18 protein-coding genes are annotated in these 19,614 nt (G+C 68.7%); 14 read left to right on the forward strand and 4 right to left on the reverse strand.

The features are described from left to right. The first annotated feature begins 2 nt into the window (after positions 1 to 2). The 5 genes from M8R19_RS29365 (at position 3) to M8R19_RS29385 (ending at position 4,578) form a co-directional block, all read left to right on the forward strand. Positions 3 to 1,271: a 2-oxo acid dehydrogenase subunit E2 gene (locus M8R19_RS29365; protein WP_249919686.1), complete on the forward strand. Its 1,269-nt coding sequence runs from the start codon at positions 3 to 5 to the stop codon at positions 1,269 to 1,271. A 23-nt stretch (positions 1,272 to 1,294) separates the two neighbouring features. Next, positions 1,295 to 1,873, forward strand: coding sequence for a VOC family protein (locus tag M8R19_RS29370; protein ID WP_249919687.1), 579 nt, complete (start codon positions 1,295 to 1,297; stop codon positions 1,871 to 1,873). Between the two features lie 10 nt (positions 1,874 to 1,883). Further along, entirely contained in the window at positions 1,884 to 2,768 is an 885-nt protein-coding gene (locus M8R19_RS29375; RefSeq protein ID WP_249919688.1) for a fumarylacetoacetate hydrolase family protein, read from the forward strand. Then, positions 2,758 to 3,135 (forward strand): nuclear transport factor 2 family protein, encoded by a 378-nt coding sequence (locus tag M8R19_RS29380; RefSeq protein ID WP_249919689.1) that lies wholly within the window; start codon positions 2,758 to 2,760, stop codon positions 3,133 to 3,135. Before M8R19_RS29375 ends, M8R19_RS29380 begins: the two co-directional genes overlap by 11 nt. A 90-nt stretch (positions 3,136 to 3,225) precedes the next feature. After that, positions 3,226 to 4,578 (forward strand): outer membrane beta-barrel protein, encoded by a 1,353-nt coding sequence (locus M8R19_RS29385; protein WP_249919690.1) that lies wholly within the window; start codon positions 3,226 to 3,228, stop codon positions 4,576 to 4,578. An 872-nt stretch (positions 4,579 to 5,450) separates the two neighbouring features. On the opposite strand, the gene M8R19_RS29390 is transcribed toward M8R19_RS29385, so the two are convergent. Further along, the gene (locus M8R19_RS29390; protein ID WP_249919691.1) at positions 5,451 to 6,155 is read right to left on the reverse strand and encodes a GntR family transcriptional regulator; all 705 of its coding nucleotides are present in this window, start codon (positions 6,153 to 6,155) and stop codon (positions 5,451 to 5,453) included. A gap of 172 nt (positions 6,156 to 6,327) precedes the next feature. On the opposite strand from M8R19_RS29390, the gene M8R19_RS29395 reads away from it, so the two are divergent. The 8 genes from M8R19_RS29395 to M8R19_RS29430 all read left to right on the forward strand — a co-directional run bounded on the left by M8R19_RS29395 (position 6,328) and on the right by M8R19_RS29430 (position 14,997). Then, positions 6,328 to 7,161: a fumarylacetoacetate hydrolase family protein gene (locus M8R19_RS29395; RefSeq protein ID WP_249919692.1), complete on the forward strand. Its 834-nt coding sequence runs from the start codon at positions 6,328 to 6,330 to the stop codon at positions 7,159 to 7,161. Positions 7,162 to 7,236: 75 nt separating this feature from the next. Next, positions 7,237 to 8,157, forward strand: a complete 921-nt coding sequence (locus M8R19_RS29400; protein ID WP_249919693.1) for a VOC family protein — start codon at positions 7,237 to 7,239, stop codon at positions 8,155 to 8,157. Between the two features lie 106 nt (positions 8,158 to 8,263). Continuing rightward, on the forward strand, positions 8,264 to 9,895 hold the full coding sequence (gene mhpA, locus M8R19_RS29405) for a bifunctional 3-(3-hydroxy-phenyl)propionate/3-hydroxycinnamic acid hydroxylase MhpA (protein ID WP_249919694.1): 1,632 nt from the start codon (positions 8,264 to 8,266) through the stop codon (positions 9,893 to 9,895). 65 nt (positions 9,896 to 9,960) lie between these two features. Continuing rightward, a complete protein-coding gene (locus tag M8R19_RS29410; RefSeq protein WP_249919695.1) occupies positions 9,961 to 11,313 on the forward strand; it encodes an outer membrane beta-barrel protein in 1,353 nt (450 codons plus the stop codon). A gap of 30 nt (positions 11,314 to 11,343) precedes the next feature. After that, positions 11,344 to 12,588 carry an MFS transporter gene (locus M8R19_RS29415; protein ID WP_249919696.1) on the forward strand — a complete coding sequence of 415 codons (1,245 nt, stop codon included), beginning with the start codon at positions 11,344 to 11,346 and terminating at the stop codon, positions 12,586 to 12,588. 229 nt (positions 12,589 to 12,817) lie between these two features. Beyond that, positions 12,818 to 13,591 (forward strand): ABC transporter ATP-binding protein, encoded by a 774-nt coding sequence (locus tag M8R19_RS29420; protein WP_249919697.1) that lies wholly within the window; start codon positions 12,818 to 12,820, stop codon positions 13,589 to 13,591. 42 nt (positions 13,592 to 13,633) lie between these two features. After that, positions 13,634 to 14,593: a quinone oxidoreductase family protein gene (locus M8R19_RS29425; RefSeq protein ID WP_116423959.1), complete on the forward strand. Its 960-nt coding sequence runs from the start codon at positions 13,634 to 13,636 to the stop codon at positions 14,591 to 14,593. Between the two features lie 179 nt (positions 14,594 to 14,772). Next, positions 14,773 to 14,997, forward strand: a complete 225-nt coding sequence (locus M8R19_RS29430) for a hypothetical protein (RefSeq protein ID WP_074984054.1) — start codon at positions 14,773 to 14,775, stop codon at positions 14,995 to 14,997. 711 nt (positions 14,998 to 15,708) lie between these two features. On the opposite strand, the gene M8R19_RS29435 is transcribed toward M8R19_RS29430, so the two are convergent. The 3 genes from M8R19_RS29435 to M8R19_RS29445 form a co-directional block, all read right to left on the reverse strand. Beyond that, on the reverse strand, positions 15,709 to 16,911 hold the full coding sequence (locus M8R19_RS29435) for an NAD(P)/FAD-dependent oxidoreductase (protein ID WP_249919698.1): 1,203 nt from the start codon (positions 16,909 to 16,911) through the stop codon (positions 15,709 to 15,711). 198 nt (positions 16,912 to 17,109) lie between these two features. Continuing rightward, positions 17,110 to 17,478 carry a response regulator transcription factor gene (locus M8R19_RS29440; RefSeq protein ID WP_249919699.1) on the reverse strand — a complete coding sequence of 123 codons (369 nt, stop codon included), beginning with the start codon at positions 17,476 to 17,478 and terminating at the stop codon, positions 17,110 to 17,112. Between the two features lie 189 nt (positions 17,479 to 17,667). After that, positions 17,668 to 18,693, reverse strand: coding sequence for a GlxA family transcriptional regulator (locus M8R19_RS29445; protein ID WP_249919700.1), 1,026 nt, complete (start codon positions 18,691 to 18,693; stop codon positions 17,668 to 17,670). 238 nt (positions 18,694 to 18,931) lie between these two features. Between M8R19_RS29445 and M8R19_RS29450 the strand changes: the two genes are divergently transcribed. Beyond that, a complete protein-coding gene (locus M8R19_RS29450) occupies positions 18,932 to 19,606 on the forward strand; it encodes a response regulator transcription factor (protein ID WP_043271974.1) in 675 nt (224 codons plus the stop codon). Positions 19,607 to 19,614 lie beyond the last annotated feature (8 nt).

The following is a 19,614-nucleotide window of genomic DNA, read 5'->3' on the forward strand; positions in this document are numbered from 1 at the left end:
CCATGCAACAACTGATGGTTCCGGATATCGGCGACTTCAAGGACCTGCCGGTGGTCGAGGTGCTGATCAAGGCCGGCGACGTGGTCGCCGTGGAACAGCCGCTGATCGTGCTCGAATCCGACAAGGCGGTGATGGACGTGCCCAGCACCCTGTCCTGCACCATTCGCGAAGTGCTGATCAAGCCGGGCGACAAGGTGTCGCGCGGCAGCGTGATCGCCCATATCGAGCCGGCCGGGGAGGGCGCTGCTACTCCCGCTGCACCTGTGGCTCCCGAGGTTGCACCTGTCGCGGCGAAAGCCGAACCGGTGCCCGCCGCTCCCGCGCCTGTCGCCACCGCCCCGGCACCCAGCACCGAGGAAGTCCGCAAGCCACAACTGGCCCTGGCCGGCCCGGCGGTGCGCAAGCTGGCCCGCGAACTGGCGGTGGACCTCGACCAGGTGCCGGCCAGCGGCCCCAACGGCCGGGTGCTGCGCGAGGACGTGCTGGCCTACGTCAAGGCCCAGCGTGAACAACCGGCTGCGGCCAAACTCGGCGGCGGGCTCGACCTGCTGCCCTGGCCGCAGGTGGACTTCGCCCAGTTCGGCCACGTCGAGCGCCGCACGCTGTCGCGCATCAAGCGCATCTCGGCGGCCAACCTGCACCGCAACTGGGTGAGCATCCCCCACGTCACCAACCACAGCCAGGCCGACGTCACCGAGCTGGAAGCGCTGCGCGTGCAGCTCAACGGCGAGGCCCGCGAGGGGCAGGCCAAGGTCACCCTGCTGGCCTTCCTGATCAAGGCCTGCGTGGCCGCGCTGCAACGCTTCCCGCAGTTCAACGTGAGCCTGGAGGGCGACGAAGTGGTGCAGAAGCACTACTTCCACATCGGCTTCGCCGCCGACACCCCCAACGGCCTGGTGGTGCCGGTGATCCGCGATGCCGAGCGCAAGGGCATCGCCGCGCTGGCGCAGGAGATGGCCGAACTCTCGCAACTGGCCCGCAGCGGCAAGCTGAGCCCGGCGCAGATGCAGGGCGGCTGCTTCTCGATCTCGTCCCTGGGCGGCATCGGCGGCGGCCACTTCACGCCGATCATCAACGCGCCGGAAGTGGCGATCCTCGGCGTCGGCCACGCCGAGCTGCAACCGCGCTGGAACGGCAGCGCCTTCGAACCGCGCCTGCAGCTGCCGCTGTCGCTGTCCTGGGACCACCGCGCGGTGGACGGCGCCGAGGCCGGGCGCTTCCTGGCCTACCTGGCAACCCTGCTCGGCGACTTCCGCCGGGTGCTGGTCTGAGTACGACAACAAGGAGAACGGATATGACTGCTTCCCAAGCCACGCCCGCCGAGCGCATCGTGCCGATGAAAATGGCCCACCTGGTGTTCCGCTGCGCCGACCGCAAGGCCATGGTCGACTGGTACCGCAAGCTGTTCCAGGCCGAGCTGGTGTTCGAGGACGACATCCTCACCTTCATCACCTACGACGACGAGCACCACCGCCTGGCCTTCTTCAACATGCCGCACCTGCCGCCCAAGGCGGAGGAAACCACCGGCATGCACCACATTGCCTACAGCTATGCGAGCATCGCCGACCTGCTCAACACCTACCTGCGCCTGAAACAGGAGGACATCCGCCCCTACTGGTGCATCAACCACGGGCCGACCACCTCGCTGTACTTCCGCGACCCGGAGCACAACGACATCGAGCTGCAGGTGGACAACTTCGTCGAGGCCGCCGACGCCGCGGCCTTCTTCCACAGCGAAACCTTCGCCAACGACCCCATCGGCCTGGAGTTCGACCCGGACGCCATGGTCGCGCTGTGGCGCAGCGGCGCCAGCGATGCCGAACTCTGCCGGCTGGGCACTGCCGCCACCGGCACCCGCACCGTACTGGGATAAGGAAACGACCATGAAACTCTGCACCTTCAAGACCCCCGGCGGCCTGGTGGGCGTCGGCATCGTGAATGGCGACGGCATCATCCGCGTCGCCGACCACCTGTCCGCCGCGCCGCGCGACATGGCCGGGCTGATCGGCGAATGGCAGCTCTGGCAGGAGCCGCTGCAGCGCCTGGCGCAGATCCAGAAGGCCGACTTCGTCTTGGACGAAGTGACCCTGCTGGCCCCGCTGCCGCGCCCGGGCAAGATCCTCGGCATCGGCCTGAACTACGCCGACCACGTCGCCGAATCGGGCATGGCCACGCCGGCCGACCAGCTGTGGTTCGCCATGATGAACACCGCGGCCAACGGCCCCTATGCGCCGATCGACCTGCCGCGGGTGTCGGAGCAGCTGGACTACGAGGCCGAGATGGTCTTCGTGATCGGCAAGCGCTGCCGCCACGTCAGCCGCGAGCAGGCGCGCGAAGCGATCTTTGGCTACTGCGTGGGCAACGACGTGAGCGTGCGCGACTGGCAGCTGCGCACCTCGCAGTTCGTGCTCGGCAAGTCGTTCGACGGTCACGCGCCCTTCGGCCCCTGGCTGGTCACCGCGGACGAGGTGGGCAACCCGCACGAGCTGGGCATCCGTTGCTTCGTCAACGACGAGCAGCGCCAGGAGTCCAACACCCGCGAGCTGATCTTCGACTGCTACCAGCAGGTCGAGCACCTGTCCAGGGTGATGACCCTGGAGCCGGGCGACGTGATCTTCAGCGGCACCCCCGGCGGCGTCGGCGCCGGCTTCAAGCCGCCGCGCTGGCTGCGCGAGGGCGACCGGGTGCGGGTCGAGATCGACGGCCTGGGCGCCATCGAGAACAGCGTCCGCGCCGAGCGCGCGGCGGGAGACGGCCATGCACGCTGAAGCCATCCGCGAGGAAATCCTGCGCCTGGAAAGCGAACGCTGCCGCGCCCTGGTCCAGCGCGACCTGCAAGCCCTGGCGGCGCTGATGGACGACGCCCTGGTGCACGTCCACGCCACCGGCAAGGTGGACGACAAGGAGCAGTACCTGGAAATGGTCGCCAAACACATCGACTTCCTCAGCGTCGAGCGCAGCGACATGCGCGTGCGCGTGTTCGGCGACACCGCCATCGCCAGCGGCCGCCTGGAGCAGGCCATCGTCCTGCGCGAGGGCGGCGAGGAGCGGCTGATGAAGGCCTACACCACCCAGGTGTGGCTGCGCGGGGAGGGCGGCTGGCGGCAGTGCGCGTTCCAGGCCACCAACCTCTGACTGTGTAACGCCGCGGGCCGGCGACGGCCCGCGCCGGCAGGGACGCCGGACCTCACCCCACTGACAGAACAACAACAAGAGTCCACTTCCATGAACAACATCCGGGTGAAAGCGCTGGGTGCGGTGCTGGCCGCCTTCGCGATAATCGACTGCCATGCCGAGCCGGCCGACGAACCCGCCGAAGGCACGCTGTTCCGCAGCCTGTTCGGCGACAGCCTGCAACGCGACTACGGCATCAGCGTCTCCAACCTGCTCGACGTCGGCTACTCGCGCAACAACCGCTCGACCCACGACGAGCGCCGCGACGGCCTGAGCAACTTCCCCATCACCGGCATGTCCGACGAAGGCCTGGAACTGGGCAGCCTGCACCTGTTCGTCGACAAGGCCCTGCAGGGCACCTTCGTCCCGCGCATCACCCCCTTGCCCGGGCCCAGGCCCGAGGCCTTCTCCTTCGGTTTCACCTTCGAGGCCAACTACGGGCGCAACGCCCAGTTCGCCCGCACCTACGGCTGGGACATGGGCCTGCACCTGAACCAGAAGGACGCCGCCAAGGCGCAGAAGGACGAGGACCTGTTCCTGGCGCTGCCCAACTTCGCCGCCACCGCCTACCTGCCCTACGGCCCCGGCATCAGCCTGATGGCCGGGGTGTTCGGCCCGGCCCAGGGCTACGAGATCCCGCCCAACGTGCGCTTCGCCCGCAACCCCTTCGCCAGCAAGACCTACGCCTTCGTCAGCGAACCGGGCACCGTGGCCGGCGTGCTCGGCAGCGTGCGGCTGATGAACGACGCTTCCGGCATCCTCGGCCTGGAACTGGGCGTGGTGCAGGGCTGGAACAACCTGCGCGACAACAACGACAGCAAGTCGCTGATGGGCGCGTTGCGCTGGCGCACGGCGGACATGAACACCTGGGTGGACTACGAATTCCTCGTCGGCGACGAACAGAACGACGGCTATTCCGACGTCCAGGCGCCGCCCTCGCGGGTGATCGCCGACAGCGGCCAGCTCAAGCAGCAGCACTCGCTCAACGGCTGGCACAAGTTCAACGACCAATGGTCCATGGGCGCCGAACTGGTCTATGGCCACCAGGCCGGCGACGGCAAGGCCAGCACCGTCGACGTGGTCACCGGCCCCGGCTTCGACGGCGCGCATTGGTGGGGCGCCAACGCCGTGGTCACCTGGCAGTTCCACCCGCGGGTGTCGCTGTCCGTGCGTGGCGAGCACTTCGAGGACCCGGACGGCTACGCGCTGTTCCCCACCAGCACCGCCCGCGGCAACTACAACGCGCTCACCACCGGCCTGCGCTGGGACCTGACCAGGAGCCTGGTGCTGCGCCCGGAGCTGCGCTACGACTGGTTCGACGCGCGGGACCACGACCGCCCCTACGGCAACGGCCGTGATCGCACGCGGCTGGGGACGATGGTCGAAGCGCTGTATTACTTCTGACGCGTTCCGTTGTCTCGAAGTGCTTTTCGTAGGATGGGTTGAGCCTGCGAAACCCATGCGGTCATGGCGATGGGTATCGCAGGCTCAACCCATCCTACGGGACGGTTTCCCCTGCACCTTGTGTAGGAGCGGATTTATCCGCGATTCGCCCCGGTCCGAACCGATGCACATCGCGGACGGAGTCCGCTCCTACGCCCTCCGGCAAACACAACGCCCCGTAGTTGAGCCTGCGAAACCCATGCTGCCGTGGTGATGGGTATCGCTTCGCTCAACCCATCCTACGGGACGGTTTCCCCTGCACCTTGTAGGAGCGGATTTATCCGCGATTCGCCCCGGTCCGAACCGATGCACATCGCGGACGGAGTCCGCTCCTACGCCCTCCGGCAAACACAATGCCCCGTAGTTGAGCCTGCGAAACCCATGCGGCCGTGGCGATGGGTATCGCTTCGCTCAACCCATCCTACGGGACGGTTTCCCTTGCACCTTGTAGGAGCGGATTTATCCGCGATTCGCCCTGGTCCGAACCGATGCACATCGCGGACGGAGTCCGCTCCTACGCCCTCCGGCAAACACAACGCCCCGTAGTTGAGCCTGCGAAACCCATGCTGCCGTGGTGATGGGTATCGCTTCGCTCAACCCATCCTACGGGACGGTTTCCCCTGCACCTTGTAGGAGCGGATTTATCCGCGATTCGCCCCGGTCCGAACCGATGCACATCGCGGACGGAGTCCGCTCCTACGCCCTCCGGCAAACACAACGCCCCGTAGTTGAGCCTGCGAAACCCATGCTGCCGTGGTGATGGGTATCGCTTCGCTCAACGCCATCCTACGAAAAGCCATGCTTGGCGGGGGATGTAGGTGCGGGGCCCGGGCTCAACCCTTCAACGCCTCATGAGCCAGCACGCTGCGGGTAGTGGTCTCGTAGTGCCGGGCCAGCAGCGCGCAGGCCTTGTCGACGTCGCGCGCCAGGGCGGCGTCGAGCAGTTCGCGGTGCTCGCCGGGGACGTCGCGCTCGGCGCCGTCGTTGTAGTGCACCGAGAGCATGCGGTAGCGCGCGGTCTGGTCGCGCAGCATGTGCGACAGGCGCAGCAGCCAGGATGAGCGGCAGTTGGCGATCAGCGCCTCGTGGAAGGCCACGTGGGCGTTCTCCCATTCCGGCTTCAGCAGCCGTTCCGGGCCTTCGACGATGGGCAGGCGGTCCAGGCGGTGGTGGGCGGCGATCAGCCGGCTTTCCCACTCCAGGTCGCCGTTGCGGATGGATTCGGCCAGGGCCTGGCATTCGATGAGCAGGCGGGTGTGGGTGATGTCGCGGATTTCCTCCGCGGAGATGCGCCCGACGCTGAAGCCCTTCTGGTCCTCGGCGCTGACGAAGCCGCTGGCGGCCAGGCGCGACAGCGCCTCGCGCAGGGGGATGACGCCGGCGTCGTAGTGCTCGGCCAGCTCCTTCAGGCGCAGGCGGCTGCCCGGCGCCAGGCGGCCGTTGATGATGTCTTCGCGGACCCGGGCCTCCAGTTGCGAGGCCATGGTGCGCTTCTCCGAGACTTCGGGCTGCTGCGCCCAGCGTTCGGCTCGGTTCATGGGCTTTACCATGGGTGATGACGGATGAGGCAGATGATACACACGGCGGCCTTTTATCGATAATTCTGAAAAAATATATTTTATCGTTGACGGCATATTTTCCTCGGATTAGCTTAGGGCCCATACCGCACTGCCTGGCGGTCGTCACGAACCACAACAAGAGGTCAGCTCCATGCGCTACGTTCGCTTCACTCACCAAGGCCGCCCGGTACTGGGCGTGCGTACTGCCGAAGGCGTCCGGGTTCTCGGCGAGGAATCGCTGGAATCGCTGCTGGAGCGCGGCGTGGACCTGGCCACCTACGGCGCCGAGGCGCAGGGGCCGCTGGTGGAGATCGGCGAGCAGGACTACCTGCCGCTGATGAAGAAGCCCGGCAAGATCGTCTGCGTCGGCCTGAACTACGCCGACCACACCAAGGAATCGCCCTACGCCCAGCCGGACTACCCGACGCTGTTCCCGCGCTTCAACAGCAGCCTGATCGCCCACAACCAGCCGCTGGTGCGCCCGCGCGTCTCCGACACCCTGGACTACGAGGGCGAGATGGCCGTGGTGCTCAAGAGCGGCGGCCGGCACATCGCCAAGGAGCAGGCGCTGCAGCACGTCGCCGGCTACGCGCTGTTCAACGAGGGCTCGGTGCGCGAGTACCAGTTCAAGTCGCCGCAGTGGACCGTGGGCAAGAACTTCGACGACACCGGCGCCTTCGGCCCGGACCTGGTGACCGCCGACGAACTGCCGGCCGGCGGCAAGGGCCTGCTGCTGCAGACCCGCGTCAACGGCAAGGTGGTGCAATCGGCCAACACCGAGGACATGCTGTTCGACGTGGCCACCATCATCTCCACCCTCAGCGAGGCGGTGACCCTCGAAGCGGGCGACGTGATCGTCAGCGGCACCCCGGCCGGCGTCGGCTTCGGCATGGACCCGAAGGTCTACCTGAAGGCCGGCGACGTGGTGGAAGTGTCCATCGAAGGCATCGGCACCCTGGTCAACCCGGTGCTGGACGAAGCCTGACCCCGGGCATTCCCGGCCAGATCGAAGCCTCCCGCTCCGAGGCTTCGACGACAAGAACAACAAACGGAGGCGATCATGACTGTCACTCCCCGCAGTGTGCATTCGATCGATCATTACGCACTGTTCGTGCCCTCGCTGGCCGAGGCGCGGACCTTCTTCGCCAGCTTCGGCCTGGAAGTCGGCGAAACCGCGGACGCCCTGGAACTGCGGGCCGCCGACGGCCACCGCTGGGCGCGGATGCTGCAGGGCCCGCGCAAGAGCCTGGCCTACCTGAGCTTCAACTGCTTCGCCGAGGACTACGACGCCCTGCGCCAGCAGGCCGAGGTCGCCGGCGCGCGCTTCGAGGCCGGCGACGGCGAGGGCTTCTGGTTCCGCGATCCCGACGGCAACCTGCTGCAGGTGAAGGTCGGCGCCAAGCACATGCCCGACAGCAAGCGCGCCGCGGCGCCGGCGCAGCCCGCCGTGCGTGGCGTCGGCACCCGCGACGAAGTGGCCCGGGTACGCCCGCGGCGGCTGTCCCACGTGCTGCTGTTCAGCCCCGACGTGCCCCAGGCCGTCACCTTCTACGAGCGGGCCCTGGGCCTGCGCCTGTCCGACCATTCCCAGGACATCATCGCCTTCACCCACGCCCCGCACGGCTGCGACCACCACCTGGTGGCCTTCTGCAAGAGCGGCGCCAAGGGCTTCCACCACGCCGCCTGGGAAGTCGACGGCGTCGACGAGGTCGGCAACGGCGCCGAGCAGATGGCCAGCGCCGGCTATCGCGAGGGCTGGGGCACCGGGCGGCACTGCCTGGGCTCCAACTACTTCCACTACGTCCGCGACCCCTGGGGCTCGTTCTGCGAGTACTCGGCGGACATGGACTTCATCGACGCTGGCAGCCAGTGGCCGGCCGGCGACTTCCCGCCCGAGAACTCGCTGTACCTCTGGGGCCCCAGCGTCCCCGAGTACTTCGTCCTCAACACCGAGACGGACAGCGCGCCGGCCAAAAGCTAGCGCCCCCCAGCGACGCAGGCCGCTTCCTGGTCCCGAACACTTTCCTGCCGCGCAGGGAGGCGGGGAGCGGCTTGCCCAAAACCCACCCGGTTTCAGGTCAGCACAGATGAACGAAAACAAGATCCATGACGTGGCCATCGTCGGCTACGGCCCGGTCGGCCAGACCCTCGCCATCCTCCTCGGCAAGATGGGCTACAGCGTCGCCGTGTACGAGCGCTGGCAGTCCCTCTACCCGCTGCCGCGCGCGGTGTTCCACGACCACGAGATCCGCCGCGTATTCCGCATGATGGGCCTGGAAGAGGAGCTGCAAGAGATTTCCCAGCCCTCGGCCTGCTACCAGTGGTTCAACGCCGACTGGAAGGTGCTGGTGGAAATCGACTGGTCCGCCGAGTCGATCAGCGACGGCCCCTTCGGCTACCTGTTCAACCAGCCGGGCCTGGAGGCCATCCTCGACCGCCGGGCCAAGGCCATCGCCAACGTCGAGGTCCACCAGGGCTGGGAAGTGCTGGGGCTGAGCCAGGACGGACAGGGTTGCGAGCTGCGCATGCAACGCACCCAGCGTGGCGACTCGGCGCAGGCCACCGAGCAGCGCACCGTGCGCGCCCGCTACGTGATCGGCGCCGACGGCGCCAACAGCGCGGTGCGCCGCGAGTGCGGCATCGACTGGCAGGACCTGGGCTTCCAGGAAGACTGGCTGGTGGTCGACCTGCAGCCCAACCCCGGCGTCGAGCTGGACGTGCCGGACATCGGCCAGTGGTGCAACCCGGCGCGGCCGACCACCATGGTCCCCGGCGGCCCCGGCTACCGCCGCTGGGAATTCATGCGCCTGCCCCACGAGAGCATCGAGGACCTGCAGAGCACCGACAAGGTCTGGGAACTGCTGGCGCCCTGGGTCACCCCGGACACCGCCAGCCTGGTGCGCCATGCGGTGTACCAGTTCCGCTCGCGCATCGCCCAGACCTGGCGCCACGGCCGCGTGCTGCTGGCCGGCGACGCCGCGCACCTGATGCCGCCGTTCATGGGCCAGGGCATGTGCTCGGGCATCCGCGACGCCTGGAACCTGTCCTGGCGCCTGGACCTGGTCTTGCGCGGCATCTGCTCCGACAAGCTGCTGGACAGCTACACCCTGGAGCGCAAGCCGCAGATCCGCGCGGTGATCGACGCCTCGGTGGAAATGGGCAAGGTGGTCTGCGTGGCCGACCCGCAGCAGGCCGCCGAGCGCGACGCCGCCTTCCTCGCAGGCGAAGTGCCGCCGCTGCCGCCGTTCCCCGGCCTGGTCGACGGCGTGGTGCACAAGGACGAACGCAACGGCCGCGCCCTGGGCCCGGCCGGCTGCCTGGGCGTGCACGGCGAGATCGAGCGCGACGAACACCGCCAGCGCTACGACGACGCCTTCGGCCGCGGCTTCCACCTGCTGAGCATCGGCGACGACCCGCTGGCCGGGCTGGGCGAGGCGCACAAGGCGTTGCTCGAACGGCTGGAGGTGAAGACGGTGCGCCTGAGCGAGGACGGCGCGCCGGGCACCTGCCGCGACCTGTCCGGCAAGTACCACCAGTTCCTCCACGCCGCCGGGCTGCAAGCCGTGCTGGTGCGCCCGGACTTCTACATCTACGGCGGCATCGGCCACGCCAGCGAACTGCCGCAACTGCTCGACGCGCTGCGCCGCGACCTGGCGCTGCAGCCAGGCCAGGGCGGCGCGCTGCGCGAGGAGCGCCGGCCGCTCGCCGCCCAGGTCTAGTCCCCTCTGCCGCGGGGGATCACCCCCGCGGCACTTTTCTGAAAACAACAACAAGAGACAGAAGCATGCTCAACATCAAGGTGAAAACGCTTGGTGCGGTCCTGGCCGCCCTGGCATTCGTGGAATGTCATGCCGCCGAGGCGCCGGCGCCGGGGGAGGGCAGCCTGTTCAAGGGCCTCTTCGGCGACAGCCTGGAGCGCGACTACGGCATTACAGTTTCCGGCCTGCTGGACGTCGCCTACGTGCGCAACAACCGCTCCACCCACGACGAGCGCGAGGACGGGCTGAGCAACCTGCCGCTCACCGGCATGTCCGACGAGGGCCTGGAGTGGGGCAGCCTGCACCTGTTCGTCGACAAGGCGCTCAAGGGCACCTTCGTACCGCGCATCACCCCGTTGCCGGGGCCCAAGCCGGAGGACTTCGCCTTCGGTTTCACCTTCGAGGCCAACTACGGGCGCAACGCCCAGTTCGCCCGGACCTTCGGCTGGGACATGCACTGGAACATGAACGAGGACGACGCCGCCAAGGCGCAGAAGGACAAGGACCGCTTCCTCGCCGTCCCCAACATCGCCGCCACCGCCTACGTGCCCTACGGGCCGGGCTTCAACTTCATGGCCGGGGTGTTCGGCCCGGCGCTGGGCTACGAGATTCCGCCGAACATCCGCCAGGCGCGCAACCCCTTCGCCAGCAAGACCTACGCCTTCGTCAGCGAGCCGGGCACCGTCTCCGGGGTGCTGGTCGGCACCCGCCTGCTCAACGACGACAGCGGCATCCTCGGCCTGGAGCTGGGCGTGGTGCAGGGCTGGAACAACCTGCGCGACAACAACGACGGCAAGTCGCTGATGGGCGCCCTGCGCTGGCGCGCGCCAGACATGAACACCTGGCTCGACTACGAATTCATCGTCGGCGACGAGCAGAACGACAGCTTCTCCGACGTACAGGCGCCGACCTCGCGGCTGGTCGCCAACAGCGGCCAGCTCAAGCAGCAGCACTCGCTCAACGGCTGGCACAGGTTCGACGAGCGCTGGTCCATGGGCGCCGAGCTGGTCTACGGCCACCAGGCCGGCGACGGCAAGGCTTCCACCGTCGACGTGGTCACCGGCCCCGGCTTCGACGGCGCCCGCTGGTGGGGCGCCAACGCGGTGGTCACCTACCAGTACCGCCCGGACCTGTCCTTCTCCCTGCGCGGCGAGCATTTCAGCGACCCGGACGGCTTCATCCTGTTCCCCACCAGCACCGCCCGCGGCGACTACAACGCCCTCACCACCGGCCTGCGCTGGGATGTGACCGGCAACCTCTCGCTGCGCCCGGAGCTGCGCTACGACTGGTTCGACCCCCGCGACCACGACCGCCCCTACGGCAACGGCCGCGACCGCTCGCAACTCTCCACCATGGTCGAAGCGCTGTTCTACTTCTGACCGCCCGCCAACGTCCCGAGTACCCATGCCATGCACAACAACGACAACAAGTGGAATGCGCGCTACGAATACACGGCCGTCGCCATGCTCGCCCTGGGCTTCGGCCTGGTCGGCCTGGACCGCTTCATCATCCTGCCGCTGTTCCCGGTGATGATGAGCGAGCTGCACCTGGACTATCAGGACCTGGGCAACGTCTCGGCGATCCTCGCCATCGCCTGGGGGATTTCCTCGATCTTCATGGGCCGGCTGTCCGACCGCATCGGCCGGCGCAAGGTGCTGATCCCCGCGGTGCTGCTGTTCTCCCTGCTGGCCGGGCTGTCCGGGCTGGCCAACGGCGTCGCCGCGCTGCTGCTGATCCGCGCGGTGATGGGCGTCTCCGAGGGCGCCTTCACGCCCACCGCCATCGCCGCCACCGCGGAGTCCTCGCACCCGTCGCGGCGCGGGCTGAACATCGGCATCCAGCAGGCCTTCTTCCCGATCCTCGGCCTGGGCCTGGCGCCGATCCTCGCCACCCAGCTGCTGCTGGTGCTGCCGTCCTGGCGCTGGGTGTTCGTGGTGGTGTCGCTGCCCGGCTTCCTGCTCGCCTGGTTCATGTACCGCAACTTGCGCGAAACCCGCATGCCGGCAGCCGCTGATGTGCCCCAGGAACAGGGCCGCTGGCTGGACGCGCTGCGCTACCGCAACGTGCCGCTGAACATCCTCGGCATGTTCTGCATGCTCACCAGCCTGTTCGTGCTCAGCGTGATGATGCCCAACTACCTCACCGACTACCTGCACCTTGGCGTGCAGCAGATGGGCTTCGTCATGTCCGCCATCGGCCTGGGCGGCTTCATCGGCCAGTTGCTGCTGCCGGGGCTGTCCGACCGCCTGGGGCGCAAGCCGGTGGTGCTGGGCAGCTTCGTCGCCACCGGCGCCTGCATCTGGCTGCTGATGCACACCGGGGCCGAGCCGCTGACGCTGTTCGCGCTGCTGTTCCTCACCACCTTCTTCAACTTCAGCATGATCTGCATGACCGTCGGCCCGCTCACCGGCGAGTCCGTGCCGCTGCCCCTGGTGTCCACCGCCACCGGGCTGGTGGTGGGCATCGGCGAAGTGTTCGGCGGCGGCGTGGCGCCGGCCCTGGCCGGCTACATCGCCCAGCACCACGGCATCCAGTACACCCTCTACCTGGCCCTGGGCGGCGTGGTGCTCGGCCTTGCCGCCGCCAGCCTGCTGCGCGAAACCGCGCCGCTGCGGCGCAAGGCGCCGGTCGGGCAGGCCGGAGACGTGGCCTGAAGCCGCAAGCCGGCAACGCCGACAGGACGTCGGCAGGGTGGAGCCGGGCCGACCGTCCCGGCTTCGCCCGCGTCATGCGCGGGATGCGCATGCCATCGCCGGCGCTACCCGCGCCGGCCGATGTTCCTTCCCTCGCGCAGGGCCTGGGCGGCGCCGGTCACGAGCCGGCGCCGCCCGGTGCCACCTGATGTAGTATCGGCGTTCCCCCGCTCGCGACGACGAACCCTTCATGATCGACATCCACAACGTCACCGCCTTCCAGCAGCAGACCCGCGTGCTCGACGGCTTTTCCCTGCACATCGGCGATGGCGAGAAGGTCGCCATCCTCGGCCCCAACGGCGCCGGCAAGAGCACGCTGCTCAAGCTGATCAGCCGCGAGCTGTACCCGGTGGAGCGCGAGGGCAGCCACCTGCGGCTGTTCGGCAGCGACACCGTCAACCTCTGGGACCTGCGCAGCCGCATCGGCTTCATCTCCCAGGACCTGCAGGACGACTACACGCCCTACACCCAGGCCCTGGACGTGGTGGTCTCCGGCTTCTTCGGCTCGATCGGCGCCCACGGCCACCTGCAGCCCAGCGACGAGCAACTGGAGCAGGCCCGCGCGCTGCTGGCGGTGGTGGAGATGGCCGGCCACGAGCGGACCATGTTCCAGCGCCTGTCCACCGGGCAGAAGCGCCGCCTGCTGCTGGCCCGCGCGCTGGTCCACCGGCCGCGCGCGCTGATCCTCGACGAGCCGGCCAACGGCCTGGACATGGGCGCCAGCCTGGGCATGCTCAAGCTGCTGCGGCGCTTCTGCGGCGAGGCGCACGCCATGATCATCACCACCCACCACATCGACGAGGTCATCCCCGAGATCGAGCGCGTGGTGCTGCTGGACAGGGGTCGCGTCGTCGCCGACGGGCCCAAGGCCGAGGTGCTGACCAGCGCCCGGCTGTCCGACCTCTACCAGACCGAGCTGCGCATCGACGAGCAGGACGGCTGGTACCGCTGCTGGCACGCCTGAAGCCGGCATCCCGATTCCTCTGAGCCACCGGAGTAGAACCCCATGAAAGCCGCCATCGTCCATGCCTTCGACCAGCCGCCGCGCTACGGCGAGTTCGAGGCGCAGCCAGCCGCCGCCGGCGAGGTGCTGGTGCGCGTGCGCGCCGCCGCGCTCAGCCAGCTGGTGCGCGCCCAGGCCAGCGGCAAGCACTACAGCAGCCCCCGGAGCCTGCCGGCGGTGCCCGGCGTCGACGGCGTGGGCCTGCTGGAAGACGGCACCCGCGTGTACTTCGCCTTCCCCCGCGCGCCCCACGGCGCCATGGCCGAGACCGTGGCGGTGGACGCGCGCTATTGCGTGGCGGTGCCCGACGGCATCGACGACATCACCGCCGCGGCCATCGCCAACCCCGGCATGTCGTCCTGGGCGGCGCTGCAGGAACGCGCGCACTTCAAGCCCGGCGAAAGCGTGCTGGTCAACGGCGCCGCCGGCACCTCCGGGCGCCTGGCCATCCAGGTGGCCAGGCACCTGGGCGCCTCGCGGGTGATCGCCACCGCGCGCAACCCGGCGGTGGAGGCGGAGCTGCGCGCCCTGGGCGCGGACCACTTCATCCGCCTGGACCAGCCGGCCGAGCAACTGACCGCCGAGCTGCGCGAGGAAATCCAGGGCCGCGGCATCGACGTGGTGCTGGACTACCTGTGGGGCCCGCCGGCGGCCTGCATCCTCGACGCCGCGGCCAGCCACGGCAGCGGCGAGGCCTCGCCGCGCCTGCGCTTCGTCAACATCGGCTCGCTCGCCGGGGCGAGCCTGCCGCTGAACGCCGGCGCGCTGCGCAGCTCCGGCCTGGAGCTGCTCGGCAGCGGCCTGGGCAGCGTGTCCAACGAAGGCCTGGTGCGGGTGATCGGCCAACTGCTGCGGGCCATCGAGCCGGCCGGGCTGAAGGTGGACGCCGAGGCGGTGCCGCTGAGCGAGGTCGAGTCGGCCTGGCAGCGCAGCGCCGCCGAGCGCATCGTCTTCACCCTGTGAGCCGATACGGCTGAGGAGGCGCAACGATGCCAGGGTCAATGGCCCGCACAGGGCAGCGCGCCGCCCTGTGCCGGACTTCCAGCGGGTGCCACGAGGCGTTGCCCGGCAAACTTCCGTCGTATTGCCCGCAGGCCCGCGGGCATCGAGAATGCTGCCTTCCGAGCCAGAGGTGAGCGGCCATGATCCTGCGCGGTATGGCACAGATGCATATCGACGACCTGCCTCCCGGGTTCCAGGCGCTGGCCCGTGGGCTGGCGGGCGGGGAGCCCTTGGGGTTCGTCTGGGTGGTGTTCTACCAGGGGCGTATTTTCGGGGCTTATCCCTGTGCGGATCAGGCGTTGCGCAAGGTGACCGAGATAGAGCATTGCATCAGTGAGGATGAGGTGCCGAGTGCGCAGGGGTGAGGGGGTGGTTCTTCTCGCGGACTTGCCGGCTACGCCGGACTCCCCGGTTACGTCAATGTGCTTTTCGTAGGAGCGAGCTTGCTCGCGAACCCTGGATTCCCGCGTTCGCGGGAATGACGAGGGGGAGTTCTGGCATTTCAGGATGACTCCGAACTCCCCGCCCACTCCGAACGGCCCCTCTCCCGCTTGCGGGAGAGGGGACCGTTCGGCGTGAAGTGCAATCACGAAGCTCCCTGACTCCACACCCGTCCAGCCAAACCCATCGCGGACGGAGTCCGCTCCTACGGTTCCAGGAAGCACGGGCGTAGGAGCGGACTTTGTCCGCGATTGGATTCACCGGCACCGCCGAACGCTCCGGTGGCACGGCCAACGGCGGATAACCGCGAACGGTTATCCGCCCCGCGTTCGCTAGGTGTATCAGTTTGACTCCAAACTCCCCACCCACTCCGAACAGCCCCCTCTCCCGCTTGCGGGAGAGGGTTGGGGAGAGGGGCGCTCCTACGGTTCCAGGAAGCACGGGCGTAGGAGCGGACTTTGTCCGCGATTGGATTCACCGGCCCCGCCGAACGCTCCGGTGGCACGGCCAACGGCGGATAACCGCGAACGGTTATCCGCCCCACGTTCCCGCGTTCGCTAGGTGTATCAGTTTGACTCCGAACTCCCCACCCACTCCGAACAGCCCCCTCTCCCGCTTGCGGGAGAGGGGGCTCTTCAGGCCACCGGGATAAGCGGATCGGCCGCCGCCAGGGCGATGCTGCGGTCGGCTGCCGGCGGGTAGATCCACAGGGTGTTGATCTGCGTCTTCAGCTCCTTGGCCTGCTCGCCCAGCAGTTTGACCTGGCGGTCCCAGCCCTCGGTGTACACCGCGCCCCAGGCGCCCAGGTCCAGGCAGGTCACGTACTTGGGCTGGCGGTAGGGGGTGGGCGGCACGCCCAGCAGGTCGGCGGCGGCGTTGTTGCCGGCGTGGCGGCCCAGGGAGATCGCGTGCTGGCAGGACATCACCGCGTGGTTGCCGAGGTCGTCGGTGGCGGCATAGGCCACGTCGCCAGCGGCGAATACCTTGGCCTGGCCGCGCACCTTGAGGTTGCCGTCCACGTGCAGGCGGCCCAGGGCGTCGCGTTCGCCGCTCAGTTGCCCGGTCAGCGGGCTGGCGCGCAGGCCGCCTGTCCAGATGACCGTGTGGCTGTCGATGCGGCGGCCGCCGGCCAGGCTCACGCCGTCGGCGTCCACTGCGGCGACGCTGGCGTCGGGCACCCATTCGATGCCCAGCTTTGTGGAGGCCTCGATGATCGACGGGCGGATGCCTTCGCCCAGGGCAGCGGCCACCTGCGCGCCGCGGTCGACGACGATCACGCGGATGTCCTGCTCCGCGCCCAGCGCCTCGCGCAGGCGCGCCGGCATTTCGGTGGCGGTCTCGATGCCGGTGAAGCCGCCGCCGACCACCACCACGGTGTTGCGCGCCGGGCTGGCGGGGCGGTTGCGCAGGGCCTTGAGGTGCGCTTCCAGGCGCGCCGCGGACTCGATCTGGTCGACGTCGAAGGCGTGGCTGTCCAGGCCCGGCACCGGCGGCCGGGCGAGCTGGCTGCCGGTGGCCAGCACCAGGCGGTCGTAGCCCAGCTCGCCCTGGCGGCCGGCGGCGTCGCGGTAGCCGACGCTCTGTGCCTGCTCGTCGATGCGCTCGGCGCTGCCCTGGACGAAGCGGATGCCCACCGTGTCGAACAGCGCGTCCAGCGGGGCGAACATGCGGCCCACGTCGGGTTCGTAGAAGCGCGGGCGGATGCGCAGCTCCGCCTGGGGCGCGAGGAGGCTGATCTGCACGTCGTGACGCTCGTGTCGGTCCAGCAGGCGTGCCGCGCTCAAGGCGCTCCAGAGCCCACCGAAGCCTGCGCCCACCACCAGAATCTGCTGTTTCATGATTTGCTCCCGAATATACGTAGTGATGAATGACCTTGAAGTTTCGGCTCCAAGCCCGGCGTGACTGTCGAGTCGTCCGCTGTGGAATTCATGCTATTCGGGGAACTTGCGCCGCACACTTCTACATGGGGTTCGCGGAATAGTGCGTTGGTCTGGCGGATATATACCTGGGTATCGACAGAACTTGCCGGGGAAGTTTCAGCGCGGCTGGCGCAGGGCGGTTTCGATGTACGCGAGCAGGCGCTCGGCGTCGAACGGCTTGGGCAGGCAGGCGAGCGGGGCGGGAACCGCCTCGGGGTAGGCGGTGATGAAGATGACGGGAATGCGCAGGCCCATGGCGATGAGTCTCTCATGCAGCTGTAGGCCGCTCATGCCGGGCATCTGCACGTCGGACACCAGGCACTGCGCCTCGCCGGGCTCTCCGGTGAGGAAGTCCAGGGCGCTGGAATGACTGCGCACGCGGTAGCCGCTGGCGCGCAGCAGGCTCTCCAGCGCCGCGCGCACGGAGTCATCGTCGTCGACCACGGCAATCACAGCCGTCTGGCGACTCGGGGGTTCCTGGGTCATCGGGAATTGCTCGTGGCGGTATCTGTCGAGACTTCAAGATACGCCAGCGAACAAGGCGAAGAAGTATACCTGGGTATAGTCGGGCGAGACCTGGGTATGGGTTCTTGCAAACTTCCGTCGAGGCACTTTCCGCAACTTGGCAACTTCCTTGATCAATGAAGGGCAAGTTCATGGATACGAATGTAGTGCTCAGGCCTCGCGGGTAAAGCGGCTGCGATAGTCGCGCGGGGCGATCGACAGGTGGCGCTGGAAGGTGACGCGCATCCGCTCCTCGTTGCCGAAGCCGCATTGCCGGGCGATCTGCTCGATGCTCTGCGTCGAGTGTTCCAGCAGGCGCCGGGCGGCCTCCAGGCGGAACAGCTCGATGGCCCGGGCCGGGGTGCGGCCGGTGCGCTGCTTGTAGACCCGCGAGAAGTTGCGCGGGCTCATCCGCACGCGCTCGGCCAGCTGCTCCACCGTGAGGCTGCGCTCGCCCAGGTGCTCGGCCAGCCACAGGTGCAGTTCGTCGAACAGCGGGCTGTCGGCGGCCTGGGACTGCAGCAGGGTGCTGTACTGCGCCTGGCCGCCGGGGCGCTTGAGGTACACCACCAGCTCGCGGGCCACGGCCATGGCCACCTCGCGGCCGCAGTCGGCTTCCACCAGCGCCAGGGCCAGGTCGATGCCGGCGCTCACGCCCGCCGAGGTCCAGGTTTCGCCCTGCTGGATGAAGATCGCGTCGGCATCCACTTCCACTGCCGGGAAGCGCTGGCGCAGGGCGTCGCACAGGGCCCAGTGGGTGGCGGCGCGGCGGCCGTCGAGCAGGCCGGCGCGGGCCAGCAGGAAGGCGCCGCTGCACACCGAGGCGACACGCCGGATGTGTGGCGCGGCGGCGCTGATCCAGGCTGCCAGCTCGGTATGGCTGTCCAGCGTGTGGCAGATGTCCGGGGCGCCGGGCACCACCAGGGTATCGGCTGCCACGGCGTGCGGCGGCGGCAGGCACGTACTGTCCACCGCCAGGCCTTCCACGGTGCGCACCAGGCCGCCGGCCAGGCTCGCGGTGTGCAGGCGGTAGCCGGGCAGGCCGCGTTCGGCCAGCGCCTTGGAGGCGGCCCAGAACACCGTCTGGGCGCCGCTGAGGTCGAGCAGGCCCATGTCCGGGTAGGCCACGAACAGCACCTCGCGCGGGCCGTTGCCGGGCAACGCATTCTGGGGGTTGTCGATTGGGGTGATGTTCATTGCCAACGCTGCCATGCCTATTCCAACCAGCAGCGAGATACCGCCTGTGGCGGCGCTTGGCAAGCCCGGCGCCGGCGCTGGCCGATAACCTGGGATTTCTGTCCTGGCGAGTGGGCGCGGCGGCGCGCTAACTTCGTCCGGATGCCGGGCGTCCCGCCGCGTTGTCGGGGACGCCGTGGTGGACTAGTTTTTTCAGTCGTATGCCATGCGCGGCGTCGGTCGCAGGAGAGCAAGCCGGATGAATTCGTGGTCGCAATCGGGGGCGCAGCCGGGCAGCGCCAAGCCCAGGGAGCCGGTGGTCTACGTGGTCGACGACGACGAGTCGATGCGCCTGGCGCTGTCCGGGCTGCTGCGCTCCATCGGCCTGCGCGTGGAGACCTTCGAGTCCCCCGCGGACTTCCTCGCCTTCCCCCGCGACGACGCCCCCAGCTGCCTGGTGCTCGACGTGCGCCTGCGCGGCGAGAGCGGCCTGGCCTTCCAGGAGCAGGTGGAGAAGCACGGCCTGCGCATGCCCATCGTGTTCATGACCGGTCACGGCGACATCGCCATGACCGTCAAGGCCATGAAGGCCGGGGCGGTCGACTTCCTCGCCAAGCCGTTCCGCGACCAGGACATGCTCGACGCCGTGGCCAACGCCCTGGCCAAGGACGCCGAGCGCCTCGCCGCCGAGCGCTCCAGCGCCGGGCTGCGCGAGGCCTACGCCGCGCTCACCCCCCGCGAGCGGGAGGTGATGGGCTACGTGGTGGCCGGGCTGATGAACAAGCAGATCGCCGCCGAGCTTAACCTCAGCGAGGTGACGGTGAAGGTCCACCGCGGGCAGCTGATGCGCAAGCTGGCGGCGCGCTCGGTGGCGGACCTGGTGCGCAAGTCCGAGGCCCTGGGCATCGCGCCGCAGACGCGCCGGGCCCCCTGAGCGGGCGC

The organism is Pseudomonas sp. R3.Fl (genome assembly GCF_023516765.1).
Classification (GTDB): Bacteria; Pseudomonadota; Gammaproteobacteria; order Pseudomonadales; family Pseudomonadaceae; genus Pseudomonas; species Pseudomonas citronellolis.